We start from the raw sequence: 16132 nt of genomic DNA, 5'->3' as shown, positions 1-16132 counted from the left end.
AGGCCCCCCGGCTATGCACCGGGGGAATTCTTCATGGTCAGAAGCTGAACTGCGCCCAGATTGGCGCGTGGTCAGATGGCTTCTCCATGCTGCGGATATCATAATCGATGCCGGTTGCCACACAGCGCTCTGCCAGTGGCTTGCTGGCCAGCACCAGGTCGATACGCAGCCCGCGGTTATCATCAAAGCCTTTTGAACGGTAATCGAACCACGAGAAACGGTCATTCACTTCTGCGTTCTCTGCGCGCCAGGTATCCACCAGACCCCAGTTCATCAGGCGAACCATCCACTCACGCTCTTCTGGCAGGAATGAACATTTGCCGGTACGCAGCCAGCGCTTACGGTTCTCTTCGCCAATGCCGATATCCAGATCGGTCGAGCTGATATTCATATCACCCATGATCAACACCGGGTTTTCAGCGTTCTGCTCCTGCTCAAGATAGTTTTGCAGGTCGCGATAGAATTTCTCTTTAGCCGGAAATTTTGTGGCATGGTCACGGCTTTCGCCCTGGGGAAAGTAGCCATTGATCACCGTGATGTTGCCCATCGGGCTGGGGATATCAGCCATGATCAGGCGACGCTGTGCGCCCTCTTCATCACCGGGGAAGCCACGGCGGACCATTATCGGTTGTTCTTTAGTCAGCAGCGCCACACCATAATGGCCTTTCTGGCCATGATAAAACACGTGGTAACCCAGTTTAGCCACGTCTGCCAGCGGGAACATGTCATCGTGAACTTTGGTTTCCTGCAGGCCAATGACGTCTGGCTGATGCTGGTCGATGATGGCTTCCAGTTGATGAGGACGGGCGCGCAGCCCATTGATATTAAAAGAAACAAATTTCATTTCGGCGGCCGTATCGGGAGGAAAAAGTGAGTGGAATGGTAGCAGATGTGGGGATGAACTGAAAGTGAGGGAAGCGGGTGTTTAATGTTGGTGGCTGACTGTGTTTTTGTGAGGGAACATGATGGAACGTGCAAAGGATTTAGGTATGGGGACGTCTGAGATGGTGGTGGGGGAAGGATTCGAACCTTCGAAGTCGATGACGGCAGATTTACAGTCTGCTCCCTTTGGCCGCTCGGGAACCCCACCAGGGGTAAAACGTTTGCTGTACACAACCTGCTGGCCTTGCTGCTGGTTGCTTAAGTGGGGCGCATCATATCAGATGAAATGTGGCTGTAAAGCCCGTCAGCAAAGAAATTGTTTCGTTTGCCGTTTTTTTGCCCGGACTGCTGTTTTGTCAGACAAAACAGCAGTCTTTCACCAGGTTAAAGGATGATGGTGCGGTTGCCGTAAACAAATACGCGCTGCGCCAGCACCTGGTAAAGGGCACGGCTCAGCGCGTTTTTCTCGACGTCGCGACCGGCGCGCATCATATCTTCAGCTGTGTAGGTATGATCCACATGGATCACGTCCTGCATGATGATTGGACCTTCATCCAGATTATCATTCACGTAGTGAGCGGTTGCGCCGATGATCTTCACTCCGCGCTCGTATGCCTGGTGATAAGGGCGCGCACCGATAAAGGCTGGCAGGAATGAGTGGTGGATATTGATGATCTGGTTAGGATAACGCTGCACGAAAGCAGGCGTTAAAACGCGCATATACTTGGCCAGAACCACATAATCAGGCTGGTAACGGTCGATTTCCGCAGCCATATTGTTATCGTGCTCTTCGCGGGTTAAGCCTTCATGGCTGACCAGAATAAACGGGATATCAAAGCGTTCTACCAGCGTGCGCAGCGTTTCATGGTTACCAATAACAGCCGCGATCTCTACGTCCAACCCGCCATAGGTGCTCTTCATCAGCAAATCGCCCAGGCAGTGCGCTTCTTTGGTCACCAGGATCACAATACGGCGGCGTCCGGCCGGGTTCAGCTCGCGGAAAGACCCGGCTGGCAGCGCGCTGTCAAGATCGGCCAGCAGCGTGCCATCGTTGAAGATCCCTTCCAGCTCGGTACGCATAAAGAAGCGACCGGTGCGGTGATCGACAAACTCATTGTTCTGCACAATGTTAAGCTCGTGCTTGTAGCAAATATTGGTGATCTTGGCGATCAGGCCTTTTGCGTCCGGGCAAATGGTCCGTAAAACTTTTCGTTGCAGTGTTTGCGCTTGCATTGCGATGGTAATCCTGTCGTAGCAACTTGGGGTCAGATGAGGGGCAGTTGGCTACCCGCAACATTTTTTGAATTTTTTGCCGGAACCGCACGGGCACCGGTCATTTCGCCCTGTGTCAGGGTATGTTCCGTCGATATAGTACCAGCGTTGCTCCAGTCGAAGAAAGCGGGAACGTTCATGAATAAAACTTTCCTGCTGATTTTCAGAGAAACGAGCACAGAAGGTCACAAAACCTTCAGAGTTATCTCCCGGTACTTCTGTGGTAATTATATGTAAACTAAGCCACTTCGTAACGGCAAAGCTCTGCTCAAGGCTGGTACGAAAACGTTCTGCTTCGCAGGATGGATGCCAGGTGTCAATCAGGTAACCGGCATCCTGACGGGCGTAAGCGGTATAGCGGGAGCGCATCAGCGCCTCCGGTGTAGGGGGGAAAGCCACACCGTCCAGCCAGGGTTGGCAACATAAGCTATACTCCGATCCGCTACAGCAGGGGCAAGGGTCTGACACGTTAACTCCAGATAGGGTTTTAATGCGGGTTTGGGCATCATGTTAACTGAGCGGCGTTAATGATGCCATTTGTAAGTCAAACGGGTACCAGAGGGTGAATGAGACAGGTTAAAATAGGGCTGGCACTGGGTTCCGGAGCGGCCAAGGGATGGGCCCATATAGGCGTGATCAACGCGCTGGAAAGGGCCGGGATTAAGGTAGACGTGGTGGCCGGATGTTCCGTTGGAGCATTAGTCGGCGCTGCCTATGCCAGCGACCGCCTGCCGCGACTGGAAACCTGGGTTCGCTCCTTCAGCTACTGGGACGTTATCCGCCTGATGGACTTCTCCTGGCGTCGCGGTGGCCTGCTGCGAGGTGAACGTGTTTTCAATCATGTGCGCCGCCTGGTGAAAAACGATCATATTGAGCAGTGTGCCATGCCGTTCGGCGCGGTCACCACCAACCTGAGTACCGGCCGTGAACTCTGGCTGACCGAAGGCGATCTGCATCAGGCTGTGCGAGCGTCGTGCAGTATGCCGGGGCTGCTGGCTCCGGTCGCCTGGAACGGCTACTGGCTGGTGGACGGCGCGGTAGTCAACCCTGTGCCTATCTCGTTAACCCGCGCGCTCGGCGCTGACATTGTCATCGCGGTGGATCTTCAGCACGATGCACACTTAATGCAGCAGGACTTATTATCCATCACGCCACAGTCGGTGGAAGACCAAACCACCGCAGCCTCAACCAGCTGGGGCGGCAGATTGCGCCAAAGCCTGGCCAGAGTCGCCCAGCGCAAAGTTAACCAGACGCCGGCCGCGATGGAAATCATGTCCACTTCTATTCAGGTACTAGAGAACCGCGTCAAGCGCAACCGTATGGCGGGCGATCCTCCGGATGTGCTGATCCAACCTTTCTGCCCGCAGATTTCTACGCTGGATTTCCATCGTGCGGAAGAAGCGATAGAGGCAGGAAAACTCGCCGTGGAGAAGAAAATGGATGAGCTGCTGCCGTTAGTCCGTCAACATGAATTGCCGGGTGCGAAATGATCGTACTTCGGGCAAATCAGGGAGGCGCGATTGTGGATTATGAGCCACTATTGTCTTTACCGGTGTATAAGGGGGGATAATGGAGAAGCCATTAAGTGGAAAACAGATCCTGATCGTTGAAGACGAAGTCGTTTTCCGCTCTCTGCTGGATAATTATCTGTCTGCACTCGGTGCTGTCATTACGCTGGCAGATGACGGACTTAACGCCCTCGAAAAAATGAAGCATCAGGCACATGATTTGGTTATCTGTGACCTGGCGATGCCGCGTATGGATGGTATCAGGCTGGTTGAGCATCTGCGCAGTAATGGCAATCCCGTCCCCGTACTGGTGATCTCCGCCACGGAAAATATGTCTGATATCGCTCACGTGCTGCGCCTTGGAGTGCAGGATGTGCTGCTTAAACCGCTGAAAGATCTTGGACGTCTGCGCCAGGCGGTTTACGAATGTCTTTATCCCTCCATGTTTACCTCTAAAGTGGAAGAAGATGAACAGCTGTTTCAGGACTGGGATGCGCTGGTGCGTGACCCGCAGGCGGCGGCCAAATTGCTCAAACAACTTCAGCCTCCTGTGCAGCAGACCATTGCCAATTGCCGGATCAATTATCGCCAGTTAACCATGGCTGAACAGCCAGGACTGGTTCTTGATGTGGCTGCCTTGTCGGAAAAAGATCTGGCGTTTTATTGTCTGGATGTCACAAGGGCAGGAGATAATGGCGTCCTGGCAGCCTTGTTATTACGCGCATTATTCAACGGGCTGTTACAGGATCAATTGTCGGGTCAGGCGCAACGCCTGCCGGAATTAAATAGATTGTTAAAACAGGTTAACCTGCTTTTACGTCAGGCAAATCTGAAAGGACAGTTCCCTTTATTGGTGGGTTACTATCACCAGGGGTTAAAAAATCTGATCCTCGTTTCTGCAGGGCTGAATGCCACGCTCAATATTAATACAAACCAAATACAACTCAGCAATGGCGTGCCCCTTGGTACTTTAGGCAATACACATCTCAACCAAATAAGTCAGAGATGTGACGCCTGGCAGTGTCAGGTATGGGGCGCTGGCGGCAGGCTGCGCCTGATGTTGTCCACAGATTGACCAACCCGCATTATTTTATCGCTGAGCCCCGCAGACAGGGCCAGAGATAAGCTTTACACTTAGGTAATAGTCTTAATTTGCGCTGAAATGGTTTATCCAGGATAAATCCGTCAGGGTTCCACTGGTATACTCAATTCGTTTTTTAACTCGACATATCAAGTAATAACTTGAACGGCCTATAAAGAGAGGTACTTAGATGTCTGCCTATAAGTCCAAAGTAAAAAAAGCGGTTATCCCGGTAGCAGGTTTGGGAACGCGTATGTTGCCTGCAACCAAAGCGATTCCAAAAGAGATGTTGCCGCTGGTTGATAAGCCGTTAATTCAGTATGTCGTTAACGAGTGCATCGCAGCAGGGATCACTGAGATTGTGCTGGTCACGCACTCATCTAAAAACTCGATTGAAAACCACTTCGACACCAGTTTTGAGCTGGAAGCGATGCTGGAAAAACGTGTTAAGCGTCAGCTGCTGGAAGAGATCCAGTCTATCTGTCCACCTCACGTCACCATTATGCAGGTTCGTCAGGGTCTGGCAAAAGGTCTGGGCCATGCGGTGATGTGTGCTTACCCGGTTGTGGGTAATGAGCCAGTCGCGGTCATTCTGCCAGACGTAATCATTGATGAGTACGAATCAAACCTGGCGAAGGATAACCTTGCCGACATGATGCGTCGCTTTGATGAAACCGGTCACAGCCAGATTATGGTTGAGCCCGTTGCCGATGTAACCGCTTACGGTGTGGTTGACTGCCAGGGCGCTGAACTGTCCGCAGGTCAGAGCGCGCCGATGGTGGGCGTGGTAGAGAAACCTAAAGCAGACAAAGCACCATCCAACCTTGCGGTTGTGGGTCGCTACGTTCTGTCTGCAGACATCTGGCCACTGCTGGCCAAGACTCCTCCGGGCGCAGGCGATGAGATCCAGCTGACAGACTCCATCGCGATGCTGATGGATAAAGAAACCGTTGAAGCTTACCACCTGAAAGGCGTGAGCCACGACTGCGGTAACAAACTGGGTTATATGCAGGCTTTCGTCGAGTATGGCGTGCGGCACAATACGCTGGGCAGCGACTTTAAAGAGTGGCTGGAAAGCACTGTTGGTAATAAAAAGTAAATTTAATTTCTAACCGGGACAATTCAATGAAAGTCACCGTATTTGGTATCGGCTATGTTGGTCTGGTTCAGGCTGCGGTTCTGGCCGAAGTCGGACATGACGTTCTTTGCATCGATGTCGACGAAAAGAAAGTCGAGAATCTGAAGAAAGGGATCATTCCTATTTTTGAACCGGGTCTGACGCCTCTGGTGATGCAAAACTATGAGGCGGGTCGCCTCAAGTTTTCCACCAACGCGGAAGAGGGTGTGAATCACGGTATCATGCAGTTTATCGCTGTGGGTACGCCACCGGACGAAGACGGGTCTGCTGACCTGAAATACGTTACTGCAGTGGCCCGCACGATTGCACAGCACATGAACGATCATAAAGTCGTTATCGACAAATCAACCGTTCCTGTCGGCACTGCGGACCGCGTTCGCGCCGTGATGACTGAAACGCTGAAAGCACGTGGTGTTGAGATTGCCTTTGACGTGGTCTCAAATCCGGAATTCCTCAAGGAAGGTGCAGCCGTTGCTGACTGCATGCGTCCTGAGCGTATTGTTGTGGGTACCGACAATGATGACGTTGTTGAACTTCTGCGTGAACTTTACGAGCCGTTTAACCGTAATCACGATCGTATGATCCTGATGGATATCCGCAGTGCTGAGCTGACCAAATATGCCGCTAACTGCATGCTGGCAACTAAAATCAGCTTTATGAATGAGATTTCCAACCTGGCTGAACGTCTGGGAGCGGATGTCGAGAAAGTTCGTCAGGGTATCGGTTCTGATTCCCGTATCGGTTACTCGTTCATCTACCCTGGCTGCGGCTACGGTGGTTCATGCTTCCCGAAAGACGTGCAGGCGTTGATCCGTACAGCCGAGCAGATTGGCTATAAGCCACGCCTGCTGCAGGCTGTTGAGGACGTTAACGACTCTCAGAAGACCAAGCTGCCCGCCTTTATCAAACGTCACTTTGGCGACGATCTGCAGGGCAAAACCTTTGCGCTGTGGGGCCTGTCATTCAAGCCAAACACCGATGATATGCGTGAAGCTTCCAGCCGCGTGCTGATGGAGTCACTGTGGCAGGCCGGTGCCAGCGTGCAGGCTTTCGATCCGGAAGCGATGGACGAAGCTCAGCGCATCTATGGACATCGCAGCGATCTGAAGCTGATGGGAACCAAAGAAGCCGCTCTGCAGGGTGCTGATGGCCTGGTTATCTGTACTGAATGGCAGAATTTCCGCGCGCCGGATTTCGACGTCATTAAAAATGCTCTGAAAGAACCCGTGATTTTTGATGGTCGTAACCTGTATGATCCAGAAAGAGTCAGCAAACGCGGTTTTGTTTATTATGCAATCGGCCGCGGTGCTTCTATTCAAGTTGCATAATTAATGAGGGCAGTATGAAATATCTGGTTACCGGTGCGGCAGGATTTATAGGTTTCCACGTTGCGGAACGCCTGCTCAGCGCCGGTCACCAGGTTGTCGGAATCGACAACCTGAACGATTACTACGACGTAAAGCTGAAGCTTGCCCGTCTTGAATTACTCAAGCCTCATTCTGCATTTTCCTTTATCCAGCTCGATCTTGCTGACAGAGAAGGCATGGCCTCACTCTTTGGTGAGCAGGGCTTTGACCGCGTTATCCATCTGGGTGCTCAGGCTGGTGTCCGCTATTCGCTGGATAATCCGTTAGCCTATGCTGATGCTAACCTGATTGGTCATCTGAACGTACTTGAAGGGTGCCGCCACAATAAAGTGGGCCATCTGCTCTATGCGTCTTCAAGTTCCGTTTACGGTCTTAACCGCAAATTACCTTTCTCTACTGATGATGCTGTTGATCATCCGGTCTCGCTGTATGCCGCGACCAAAAAAGCCAATGAGCTGATGTCTCATACTTATTCACATCTCTATGGTATCCCGACTACCGGACTGCGCTTTTTCACCGTGTACGGGCCATGGGGAAGGCCGGATATGGCTCTGTTTAAATTCACCCGTGCAATGTTGGCGGGTGAACAGATTGATGTTTATAACAATGGCCAGATGCGACGAGACTTCACCTATATCGACGATATAGCGGAAGCCATAGTCAGGCTACAGGATGTCATTCCGTCGCCGGATGCTGAGTGGACAGTAGAAGAGGGCAGCCCTGCCAGCAGTTCTGCTCCGTACCGGGTTTATAATATCGGTAACAGTAATCCGGTTACGCTGATGGCTTATATCGAAGCGCTTGAGAAGGCATTAGGCCTTTCTGCTAACAAAAATATGATGCCGATGCAGCCAGGCGATGTGCTGGAAACCAGTGCGGATACTACTGCTTTATATAACGCTATTGGATTTAAACCCCAGACCGGTGTGGAAGAAGGGATCCAGCTGTTCGTTAACTGGTATCGTTCTTACTATCAGGTTTAAAACCGTGCGGTAAAAATAAAAAAAACAGGAAGCTGCGGCTTCCTTTTTTTGCTTTAAAAAAGGGCCAGGAAATTGGTGGGGGGCCAAATAAAAAACCCCATCTCAGGGATGGGGTCTTCTGACAGCATCGGTTGCCAGCATTACAGCATGAAATCTTCCAGCTTCTTGCCTTGTTCTTCAATTGCTTTTTTAATCACGGCAGGAGTGCGTCCTTGGCCTGTCCAGGTGCGGCTTTCGCCATTTTCATCAACGTAGCTATATTTGGCAGGACGGGCAGCGCGTTTTGCTTTACCCGGTGCTTTAGCCGCTGCCAGAGTGGACAGCAATTCATTTGGATCGATACCGTCAGCAATCAGCATATCACGATACTGCTGCAGCTTGCGGGTACGCTCTTCGATTTCAGCCTGAGCGTGGCTCTCTTCGTCGCGGCGCTCGTTAACCACAACTTCCAGTTTCTCCAGCATCTCTTCCAGAGTTTCCAGAGAACATTCTCGTGCCTGCGCGCGCAGGGTACGGATGTTGTTCAAAATTTTAAGTGCTTCGCTCATGTTCCTGATCTCAAAAATTATAATGGGTGGGGGAATGTTCTGCCTGATAATAATAGAGTGCGGCAATACGAACTGCAATAGTTAATTTTGTAAGTAATTCAGAATAACAAAACCATTTGATTTAGCAGAATGACTATTAACATGACGGGAAATTAACATTCTCTGAATAACAACGTTGTTCATTCCCCTGTCCGGTTGCAGATAAAATCTGTCGGCGACTCATTTGTTCAGCAAAATAATTAACGGGCAGAAATAAAGCATTTTACCGGGGTTATCTTGCTAACCTTAAGAAAATTCTGCGAATATTAGCAGGGTTATTTCTGTTTTTTTTAATCGTTAAATGCCTTTTGCGGGCTTCATTAAGGTCTCCCGCTGGCGCAGGGCTGTGGTACAATTCATGCCATCCTGTTACCCTTTTTTTACCCGGAGTGAGGCCTGATGGCTCAGCTTTATTTCTATTATTCCGCGATGAACGCGGGAAAATCTACCGCTTTACTGCAGTCTTCGTATAACTACCAGGAGCGCGGCATGCGTACGCTGGTCTATACTGCGGAGATCGATAACCGCTTCGGTTCCGGTAAGGTTAGTTCACGTATTGGCCTTTCATCTCCGGCAAAACTGTTTAATAACGAGACAGCACTTTTTGCTGAAATTAATGCCGAGAATCAGATGGAACCGGTTCACTGCGTGCTGGTTGATGAATGCCAGTTTCTGACCCGAGACCAGGTAAAAGCGCTATCAGACGTGGTGGATAATCTCGATATACCTGTACTGTGTTATGGGCTGCGTACAGACTTTCGCGGGGAATTATTTGGCGGAAGCCAGTATTTGCTTGCCTGGTCAGATAAGCTTGTTGAATTAAAAACAGTTTGCCACTGCGGCAGAAAAGCCGGGATGGTATTAAGACTGGATGAAAACGGTGCTCCTTTCAAAGAGGGTGAGCAGGTTGTTATTGGCGGTAATGAGCGTTATGTCTCGGTGTGCCGTAAGCATTACAAAGTGGCTATCGAGCAGGGATGCCTGAGGGCAGTACATGGCGAACACGGCATTAAATAAGCACTAAAATAGTCGGTCTGAATTATTCATTCGCCCGGTATTGTTAACCGGGTTTTTATTTCAGTGGTTGATTAGTTTTTCTTACGGGTCAGACAAATAAAAAACCCGCCGGATGGCGGGTTTTTTTTAAACTACTTTTACTTTTTAACTTTTTTCTTAGCATCAACCGGTTGAGCAACTGCCGCTTCCGCCATGTTGGCGAACGGTTCGGCATATTCGCGACCGTAGAAGGTATCGAGCATGATTTGTTTCAGTTCGGCAATCAGTGGGTAACGCGGGTTAGCACCGGTACACTGGTCATCGAAGGCATCTTCAGCCAGCTTATCAACCTTCGCCAGGAAGTCAGCTTCCTGCACGCCAGCTTCCCGGATTGATTTAGGAATACCCAGCTCGGCTTTCATTCCTTCCAGCCACAGCAACAGTTTCTCAATTTTCTGCGCGGTACGGTCACCAGGTGCGCTCAGGCGGAGGTGATCTGCAATCTCAGCGTAGCGGCGACGTGCCTGTGGGCGGTCGTACTGGCTGAATGCTGTCTGCTTGGTCGGGTTGTCATTGGCGTTGTAGCGGATGACGTTACTGATCAGCAGGGCATTCGCCAGACCGTGTGGGATATGGAACTCTGAACCCAGTTTGTGGGCCATGGAGTGACAGACACCCAGGAAGGCGTTAGCGAAGGCGATACCAGCGATGGTGGCGGCATTGTGCACACGCTCACGGGCAACCGGGTTTTTCGCCCCTTCGTTATAGCTGGCTGGCAGATTTTCCTGCAGCAGTTTCAGAGCCTGCAGCGCCTGACCGTCAGAGTATTCATTCGCCAGCACGGAGACGTAAGCTTCCAGCGCATGAGTCACCGCATCCAGGCCACCAAAGGCACACAGCGACTTAGGCATGTTCATCACCAGGTTGGCATCGACGATGGCCATATCCGGAGTCAGAGCGTAGTCAGCCAGTGGGTATTTCTGGCCGGTGGCATCATCGGTCACTACCGCAAATGGCGTAACTTCAGAGCCGGTACCGGAAGTCGTGGTGATGGCGATCATTTTAGCCTTCACGCCCATTTTCGGGAACTTGTAGATACGTTTACGGATGTCCATAAAGCGCAGCGCCAGCTCTTCGAATGCGGTTTCCGGATGCTCGTACATTACCCACATGATTTTAGCTGCATCCATTGGGGAACCACCGCCCAGAGCGATAATCACATCGGGCTTGAAGGAGTTCATCTGTTCAGCGCCTTTCCGCACGATGCTCAGCGTTGGGTCAGCTTCCACTTCGAAGAACACTTCAGTTTCGATGCCGTGTGATTTCAGTACGGCAACAATCTGGTCAGCATAACCGTTATTGAACAGGAAACGGTCGGTAACAATGAAGGCGCGTTTGGCACCATCGGTAGCCACTTCTTCCATGGCGATTGGCAATGAACCACGGCGGAAGTAGATGGACTTAGGAAGTTTGTGCCACAACATATTCTCTGCTCGCTTAGCCACGGTTTTCTTGTTGATCAGATGTTTAGGTCCGACGTTTTCAGAAATGGAGTTACCACCCCAGGAACCACAGCCCAGCGTCAGTGACGGCGCCAGTTTAAAGTTATACAGGTCGCCGATACCACCCTGAGAAGCCGGGGTGTTGATCAGGATACGTGCAGTCTTCATTTTGTCGCCAAAGAAGTTCACACGTTCGCGCTCATTATCCTGGTCGGTGTACAGGCAGGAGGTGTGACCGATACCGCCCATCGCAACCAGTTTTTCGGCTTTGCTGACGGCATCTTCGAAATCTTTCGCGCGGTACATCGCCAGAGTAGGGGAGAGTTTTTCGTGAGCGAAAGGTTCAGTTTCGTCGACCAGTTTCACTTCACCAATCAGAATTTTGGTGCTGGCTGGTACGGTGATACCGGCGATCTCAGCAATTTTCACCGCTGGCTGGCCTACGATGGCCGCATTCAGCGCGCCATTTTTCAGGATCACATCCTGAACCGCTTTCAGGTCTTTGCCCTGCAGCAGGTAGCCACCGTGGCTGGCGAAGCGCTCACGGACTGCTTCATACACGGAATCCACCACGATAACTGACTGCTCTGAAGCACAGATAACGCCGTTATCGAAGGTTTTGGACATCAGGATCGAAGCCACAGCACGTTTGATATCGGCGGTTTCATCAATCACAACCGGGGTATTACCCGCGCCCACACCAATGGCTGGTTTACCAGAGCTGTATGCGGCTTTCACCATGCCCGGGCCGCCAGTAGCGAGGATCAGGTTGATATCAGGGTGGTGCATTAGCTGATTAGACAGCTCAACGGAAGGCACATCAATCCAGCCAATAATGTCTTTCGGTGCGCCTGCGGCAATCGCAGCCTGCAGCACGATATCTGCCGCTTTGTTGGTCGCGTCTTTGGCACGTGGATGTGGAGAGAAAATAATCCCGTTACGGGTTTTCAGACTGATCAGCGCTTTAAAAATAGCCGTAGAGGTTGGGTTGGTGGTAGGAACGATACCGCAGATCAGGCCGGTAGGCTCGGCAATGGTGATGGTACCGAAAGTCTCATCAGTGCTGAGGATACCGCAGGTTTTTTCGTCTTTGTAGGCGTTGTAGATGTATTCGGATGCGAAATGGTTTTTGATGACTTTATCTTCAACTATCCCCATTCCGGATTCTGCTACCGCCATTTTTGCCAGCGGGATGCGGGCATCAGCGGCTGCCAGAGCGGCGGCGCGGAAGATCTTATCTACTTGTTCTTGAGTGAAATTGGCATATTCGCGCTGTGCTTTTTTAACACGTTCAACCAGTGCGTTAAGTTCAGCAACATTAGTAACGGCCATAATGCATCTCCTGATGGAAGTTTAAACTCTATTAGTAAACAAGTCAGAACTAACGAGTATAGCCACGGGCGGTTAATGTGCTGTTAAGGCAGTGTGACTTTACTTGAATTATCTGGAATAAGTTCTACAGGTTTACTGAAAGAGTCTTCGCATTACTCCCTGTCCGGGGAGATGTGCAGTACTCAACAGGTCCGTGTGTTGGAATAAATCTTACTCACAATGGAGTAGTTTAATTTTGATCTGAGTCAAGTTTGCTCCAAGCTGACTCCTTTCAGCTTCAGGTTGTGCGCCACTTCACAGCCTGGCAGGTGAATGAAATTATTCTGCCAGTAATACTGAAGGGGTGTAGTGCTAATAAAATCCGGAAATGCAGTTTTTATGACCGGATAACTGGTGATAAAACAGGCGAAAATATCTTCTTTTTGCCATGGTAAGCGAGATGATTTTACATTAAATTAGCCACGTTAATTAGTCCTTGCAGGAGCTCAGCGTGAACCCGGCACTTTTCGACTTATCGGTCTATATCAAATTTTTCGTCGGGCTCTTTGCCCTGGTCAACCCGTTCGGCATCATTCCGGTTTTTATCAGTATGACCAGCTACCAGGTGCCAGCTGCGCGAAATAAAACCAACATGACCGCCAACCTGTCGGTAGCGATAATCCTGTGGACCTCGCTGTTTCTGGGCGACATTATTCTGCAATTCTTTGGGATCTCAATTGATTCATTCCGCATCGCCGGGGGGATTCTGGTGGTGACCATCGCTATGTCGATGATCAGCGGCAAGCTGGGGGAAGATAAGCAGAACAAACAGGAAAAGTCAGAAACGGCGATCAGAGAGAGCATTGGTGTGGTGCCTCTTGCGTTGCCACTGATGGCGGGTCCGGGTGCAATCAGCTCGACTATTGTCTGGAGCACCCGCTACCACAGCTGGCAGAACCTGATCGGCTTCAGCCTGGCGATTGCGCTTTTTGCCTTCTGCTGCTGGCTGTTATTCCGTGCGGCCCCCCTGATGGTAAGGGTGTTAGGGCAGACCGGGATTAACGTGATCACCCGTATCATGGGCTTGCTGCTGATGGCGCTGGGAATTGAATTTGTGGTCACCGGCGTGAAAGCCCTTTTCCCGGGGCTGGTTAACTGAAATATCAGTCACTGGAAAGTCGATATTAAAGCGCATAATCTGCGCTTTTTTTCTGTTTGCTGCAAAATGAGGCACCATAATAGTGCGATATGCGTGTTTTGCGATTGATAATGGTGCAATTATTCGTGTTGCTTAACAGCGCCTCGCTGTTATTAATGTAATTACTGCAAATCCCTGCTACCGCAGAAATTATTCCTTGAATGTTAATTTCATCACAGTCTTTAATGCCTGTCAGATACCATGCGGGTAGGTTATTTTGCTGACAAATGCATCTGGTGCGGGATATCAGTCCGAAATGCAGTTTAACGGCAGTAACTCGTTCAATTTGTGAACAAAATCCCTGTTTGCCCTGAATGAATAAGTATCTTATTTGAATTTAGTTGATGTTTTTCATTGGCTTAATCCTTATTTCTCAACATTAAATAACACTTCTCCTGCGAAAATTCTCATGATAAAAGAGAATTACTTAACATTTCCGTCATTTTGCTTTGGCTTAGAAAACGGCGTTCTGCTAGTTTTCGGTAGCGTTTGTAAAAATTGGCATCGGATGTGCAACTACGTTTGGCTTTTTCCGGACCGGGACAGGTTCAAGAACACAGGTTAATCGCCCTTAATGAAATGTATTCCGTTTGCCCGCCAGCGCCTCAACCTGGCCATTGTTGTTAACCTGGCTATTTATGCCAGCGCCTCTTACGCCGCGACGGTACCTGCGGGTATCACACTGGCTCCGAAGCAGTCCATAGTGATTAATAATAGCGGCGAAGTCTCTTCTCTCGATCCTCAGAAGATTGAAGGGGTGCCTGAGAGCGATATTATCCTCAATTTGCTGGAAGGGCTGGTCACTACAGACAATATCGGGCAGGTGGTGCCGGGCGTGGCGGAAAGCTGGAGCAACGAGCAGGGCAAAGTCTGGACGTTCACACTCAGAAAAGAGGCGAAGTGGAGCAATGGTGATCCGGTAACCGCCAGTGATTTCGTTTACAGCTGGCAGCGACTGGCCGATCCCAAAACGGCTTCTCCTTATGCCAGTTATCTGCAGTATGCGCATCTCACCAACATTGACGATGTTCTGGCGGGCAAAAAATCTCCGGATACGCTGGGCGTTAAAGCTCTGGATGACCATCATCTGCAGGTCACGCTGAGCGAGCCGGTGCCTTATCTTCTCGCGCTGGCAGCCCATACCTCACTGATGCCTGTTAACCGCAATGTGCTGGAGAAGTGGGGTGAAAAATGGACGATGCCGGGCCACTACGTTGGCAACGGTGCGTATACGCTCAGTGACTGGGTGATTAACGAGAAGATCGTGGTTAAGCGCAATCCGCTTTACTGGGATAACGGCAACACCGTGATTGATACCGGCACCTTCCTGCCGATTACCTCTGCTTCTACCGACGTGAATCGTTATCGCAGCGGTGAAATTGACATCTCCGGTAGCACGCTGCCGCCTGAACAGTTCCCGACGCTGAAAAAAACATTGGGAACTCAGGTTCACGTCAGCCCGCTGCTTTGTACTTTCTATTATGAGCTGAATAACAAACGCCCGCCGTTTAACGATCCGCGCGTGCGTACGGCGGTGAAATTAACGCTCGACCGCAACATAATTGCCGAAAAAATTATGGCCCAGGGGCAGATCCCGGCGGGTACCTTCACGCCACCATTTATCAATGGTGCAAAGCTGCAGCAGCCTGAGTGGATGAAGCTGACGCAGCAACAACGTAACGAGCAGGCGAAGAAATTACTGGCCGAAGCCGGATACAGCGCAGAGAAGCCGCTGAGCTTCAGCCTGCTGTACAACACTTCCGACGTGAATCAGAAGCAGGCGATTGCCGCCGCCTCAATGTGGAAAAAGAACCTGGGTGCCAACGTGGCGTTAAACAACCAGGAGTGGAAAACCATGCTGGATACCCGTCATCAGGGCAATTTTGACGTGGCGCGTGCGACATGGTGCTCTGACTATAACGAGCCTTCCACTTTCCTCAACATCATGGTGAGCAACTCTTCCAGCAATACCGCTTTTTACAGCAGCAAAGCATTTGATGCGCTGATGGCAAAAACGCTCACGGTTGCCAACGACCAGCAGCGGGCAGAACTCTATCAGCAGGCAGAGCAGCAGTTGGATAATGATTCGGCGATTGTCCCGGTGTATTACCGGGTCAGCGCACGTCTGATCAAGCCGTCGGTTGGCGGATTCACCGGCAAAGATCCGCAGGATCTGACCAACCTCCGGTATTACTACATCATCAAGCATTAAGAGCGGGTGGGATTTTGCCGCCCGTATAGAATTGATAGTAAAGGGTAAAGCAAAAACGACTCTGAGCGTCGTCGTTCCGGCGCTCCGGGAAGATT

13 protein-coding genes and 1 tRNA gene are annotated in these 16132 nt (G+C 50.7%); 8 read left to right on the top strand and 6 right to left on the bottom strand.

Annotated elements, in window-relative coordinates:
- Positions 1 to 37 precede the first annotated feature (37 nt).
- The 4 genes from xthA to AC3Y5R_RS00395 form a co-directional block, all read right to left on the bottom strand.
- Positions 38 to 844, bottom strand: a complete 807-nt coding sequence (gene xthA, locus AC3Y5R_RS00410; RefSeq protein ID WP_489919665.1) for an exodeoxyribonuclease III — start codon at positions 842 to 844, stop codon at positions 38 to 40.
- A gap of 161 nt (positions 845 to 1005) precedes the next feature.
- Positions 1006 to 1090 (bottom strand) — tRNA-Tyr (locus tag AC3Y5R_RS00405).
- Positions 1091 to 1266: 176 nt separating this feature from the next.
- Positions 1267 to 2115 carry a formyltetrahydrofolate deformylase gene (gene purU, locus AC3Y5R_RS00400; protein ID WP_489919664.1) on the bottom strand — a complete coding sequence of 283 codons (849 nt, stop codon included), beginning with the start codon at positions 2113 to 2115 and terminating at the stop codon, positions 1267 to 1269.
- A gap of 51 nt (positions 2116 to 2166) precedes the next feature.
- Positions 2167 to 2622: a YchJ family protein gene (locus AC3Y5R_RS00395; protein ID WP_489919663.1), complete on the bottom strand. Its 456-nt coding sequence runs from the start codon at positions 2620 to 2622 to the stop codon at positions 2167 to 2169.
- A gap of 98 nt (positions 2623 to 2720) precedes the next feature.
- On the opposite strand from AC3Y5R_RS00395, the gene rssA reads away from it, so the two are divergent.
- The 5 genes from rssA to AC3Y5R_RS00370 all read left to right on the top strand — a co-directional run bounded on the left by rssA (position 2721) and on the right by AC3Y5R_RS00370 (position 8231).
- A complete protein-coding gene (rssA, locus tag AC3Y5R_RS00390; RefSeq protein ID WP_489919662.1) occupies positions 2721 to 3644 on the top strand; it encodes a patatin-like phospholipase RssA in 924 nt (307 codons plus the stop codon).
- A 79-nt stretch (positions 3645 to 3723) separates the two neighbouring features.
- On the top strand, positions 3724 to 4737 hold the full coding sequence (rssB, locus tag AC3Y5R_RS00385; RefSeq protein WP_489919661.1) for a two-component system response regulator RssB: 1014 nt from the start codon (positions 3724 to 3726) through the stop codon (positions 4735 to 4737).
- A gap of 196 nt (positions 4738 to 4933) precedes the next feature.
- The gene (gene galU, locus AC3Y5R_RS00380) at positions 4934 to 5842 is read left to right on the top strand and encodes a UTP--glucose-1-phosphate uridylyltransferase GalU (protein WP_489919660.1); all 909 of its coding nucleotides are present in this window, start codon (positions 4934 to 4936) and stop codon (positions 5840 to 5842) included.
- A gap of 26 nt (positions 5843 to 5868) precedes the next feature.
- Positions 5869 to 7209 (top strand): UDP-glucose dehydrogenase family protein, encoded by a 1341-nt coding sequence (locus tag AC3Y5R_RS00375; RefSeq protein ID WP_489919659.1) that lies wholly within the window; start codon positions 5869 to 5871, stop codon positions 7207 to 7209.
- Positions 7210 to 7223: 14 nt separating this feature from the next.
- Positions 7224 to 8231: an NAD-dependent epimerase gene (locus tag AC3Y5R_RS00370; RefSeq protein WP_489919658.1), complete on the top strand. Its 1008-nt coding sequence runs from the start codon at positions 7224 to 7226 to the stop codon at positions 8229 to 8231.
- Positions 8232 to 8371: 140 nt separating this feature from the next.
- Here the strand turns inward: AC3Y5R_RS00370 and hns are convergent, their stop codons facing one another.
- Positions 8372 to 8779: a histone-like nucleoid-structuring protein H-NS gene (gene hns / locus AC3Y5R_RS00365; protein ID WP_158784922.1), complete on the bottom strand. Its 408-nt coding sequence runs from the start codon at positions 8777 to 8779 to the stop codon at positions 8372 to 8374.
- Positions 8780 to 9217: 438 nt separating this feature from the next.
- Between hns and tdk the strand changes: the two genes are divergently transcribed.
- Positions 9218 to 9835 carry a thymidine kinase gene (gene tdk / locus AC3Y5R_RS00360; RefSeq protein ID WP_489919657.1) on the top strand — a complete coding sequence of 206 codons (618 nt, stop codon included), beginning with the start codon at positions 9218 to 9220 and terminating at the stop codon, positions 9833 to 9835.
- A gap of 137 nt (positions 9836 to 9972) precedes the next feature.
- Here the strand turns inward: tdk and adhE are convergent, their stop codons facing one another.
- Positions 9973 to 12648, bottom strand: a complete 2676-nt coding sequence (gene adhE / locus AC3Y5R_RS00355; protein WP_489919656.1) for a bifunctional acetaldehyde-CoA/alcohol dehydrogenase — start codon at positions 12646 to 12648, stop codon at positions 9973 to 9975.
- A gap of 490 nt (positions 12649 to 13138) precedes the next feature.
- Between adhE and AC3Y5R_RS00350 the strand changes: the two genes are divergently transcribed.
- Together AC3Y5R_RS00350 and AC3Y5R_RS00345 are read left to right on the top strand one after the other, a co-directional pair.
- On the top strand, positions 13139 to 13786 hold the full coding sequence (locus AC3Y5R_RS00350) for a YchE family NAAT transporter (RefSeq protein WP_489919655.1): 648 nt from the start codon (positions 13139 to 13141) through the stop codon (positions 13784 to 13786).
- Positions 13787 to 14399: 613 nt separating this feature from the next.
- Positions 14400 to 16037, top strand: coding sequence for an ABC transporter substrate-binding protein (locus tag AC3Y5R_RS00345; RefSeq protein WP_489919654.1), 1638 nt, complete (start codon positions 14400 to 14402; stop codon positions 16035 to 16037).
- Positions 16038 to 16132 lie beyond the last annotated feature (95 nt).

Source organism: Erwinia sp. 009765445, from assembly GCF_058137865.1.
The sequence above is the reverse complement of the archived record's forward strand: the minus strand, read 5'-3'. Positions and strand labels throughout refer to the sequence as shown.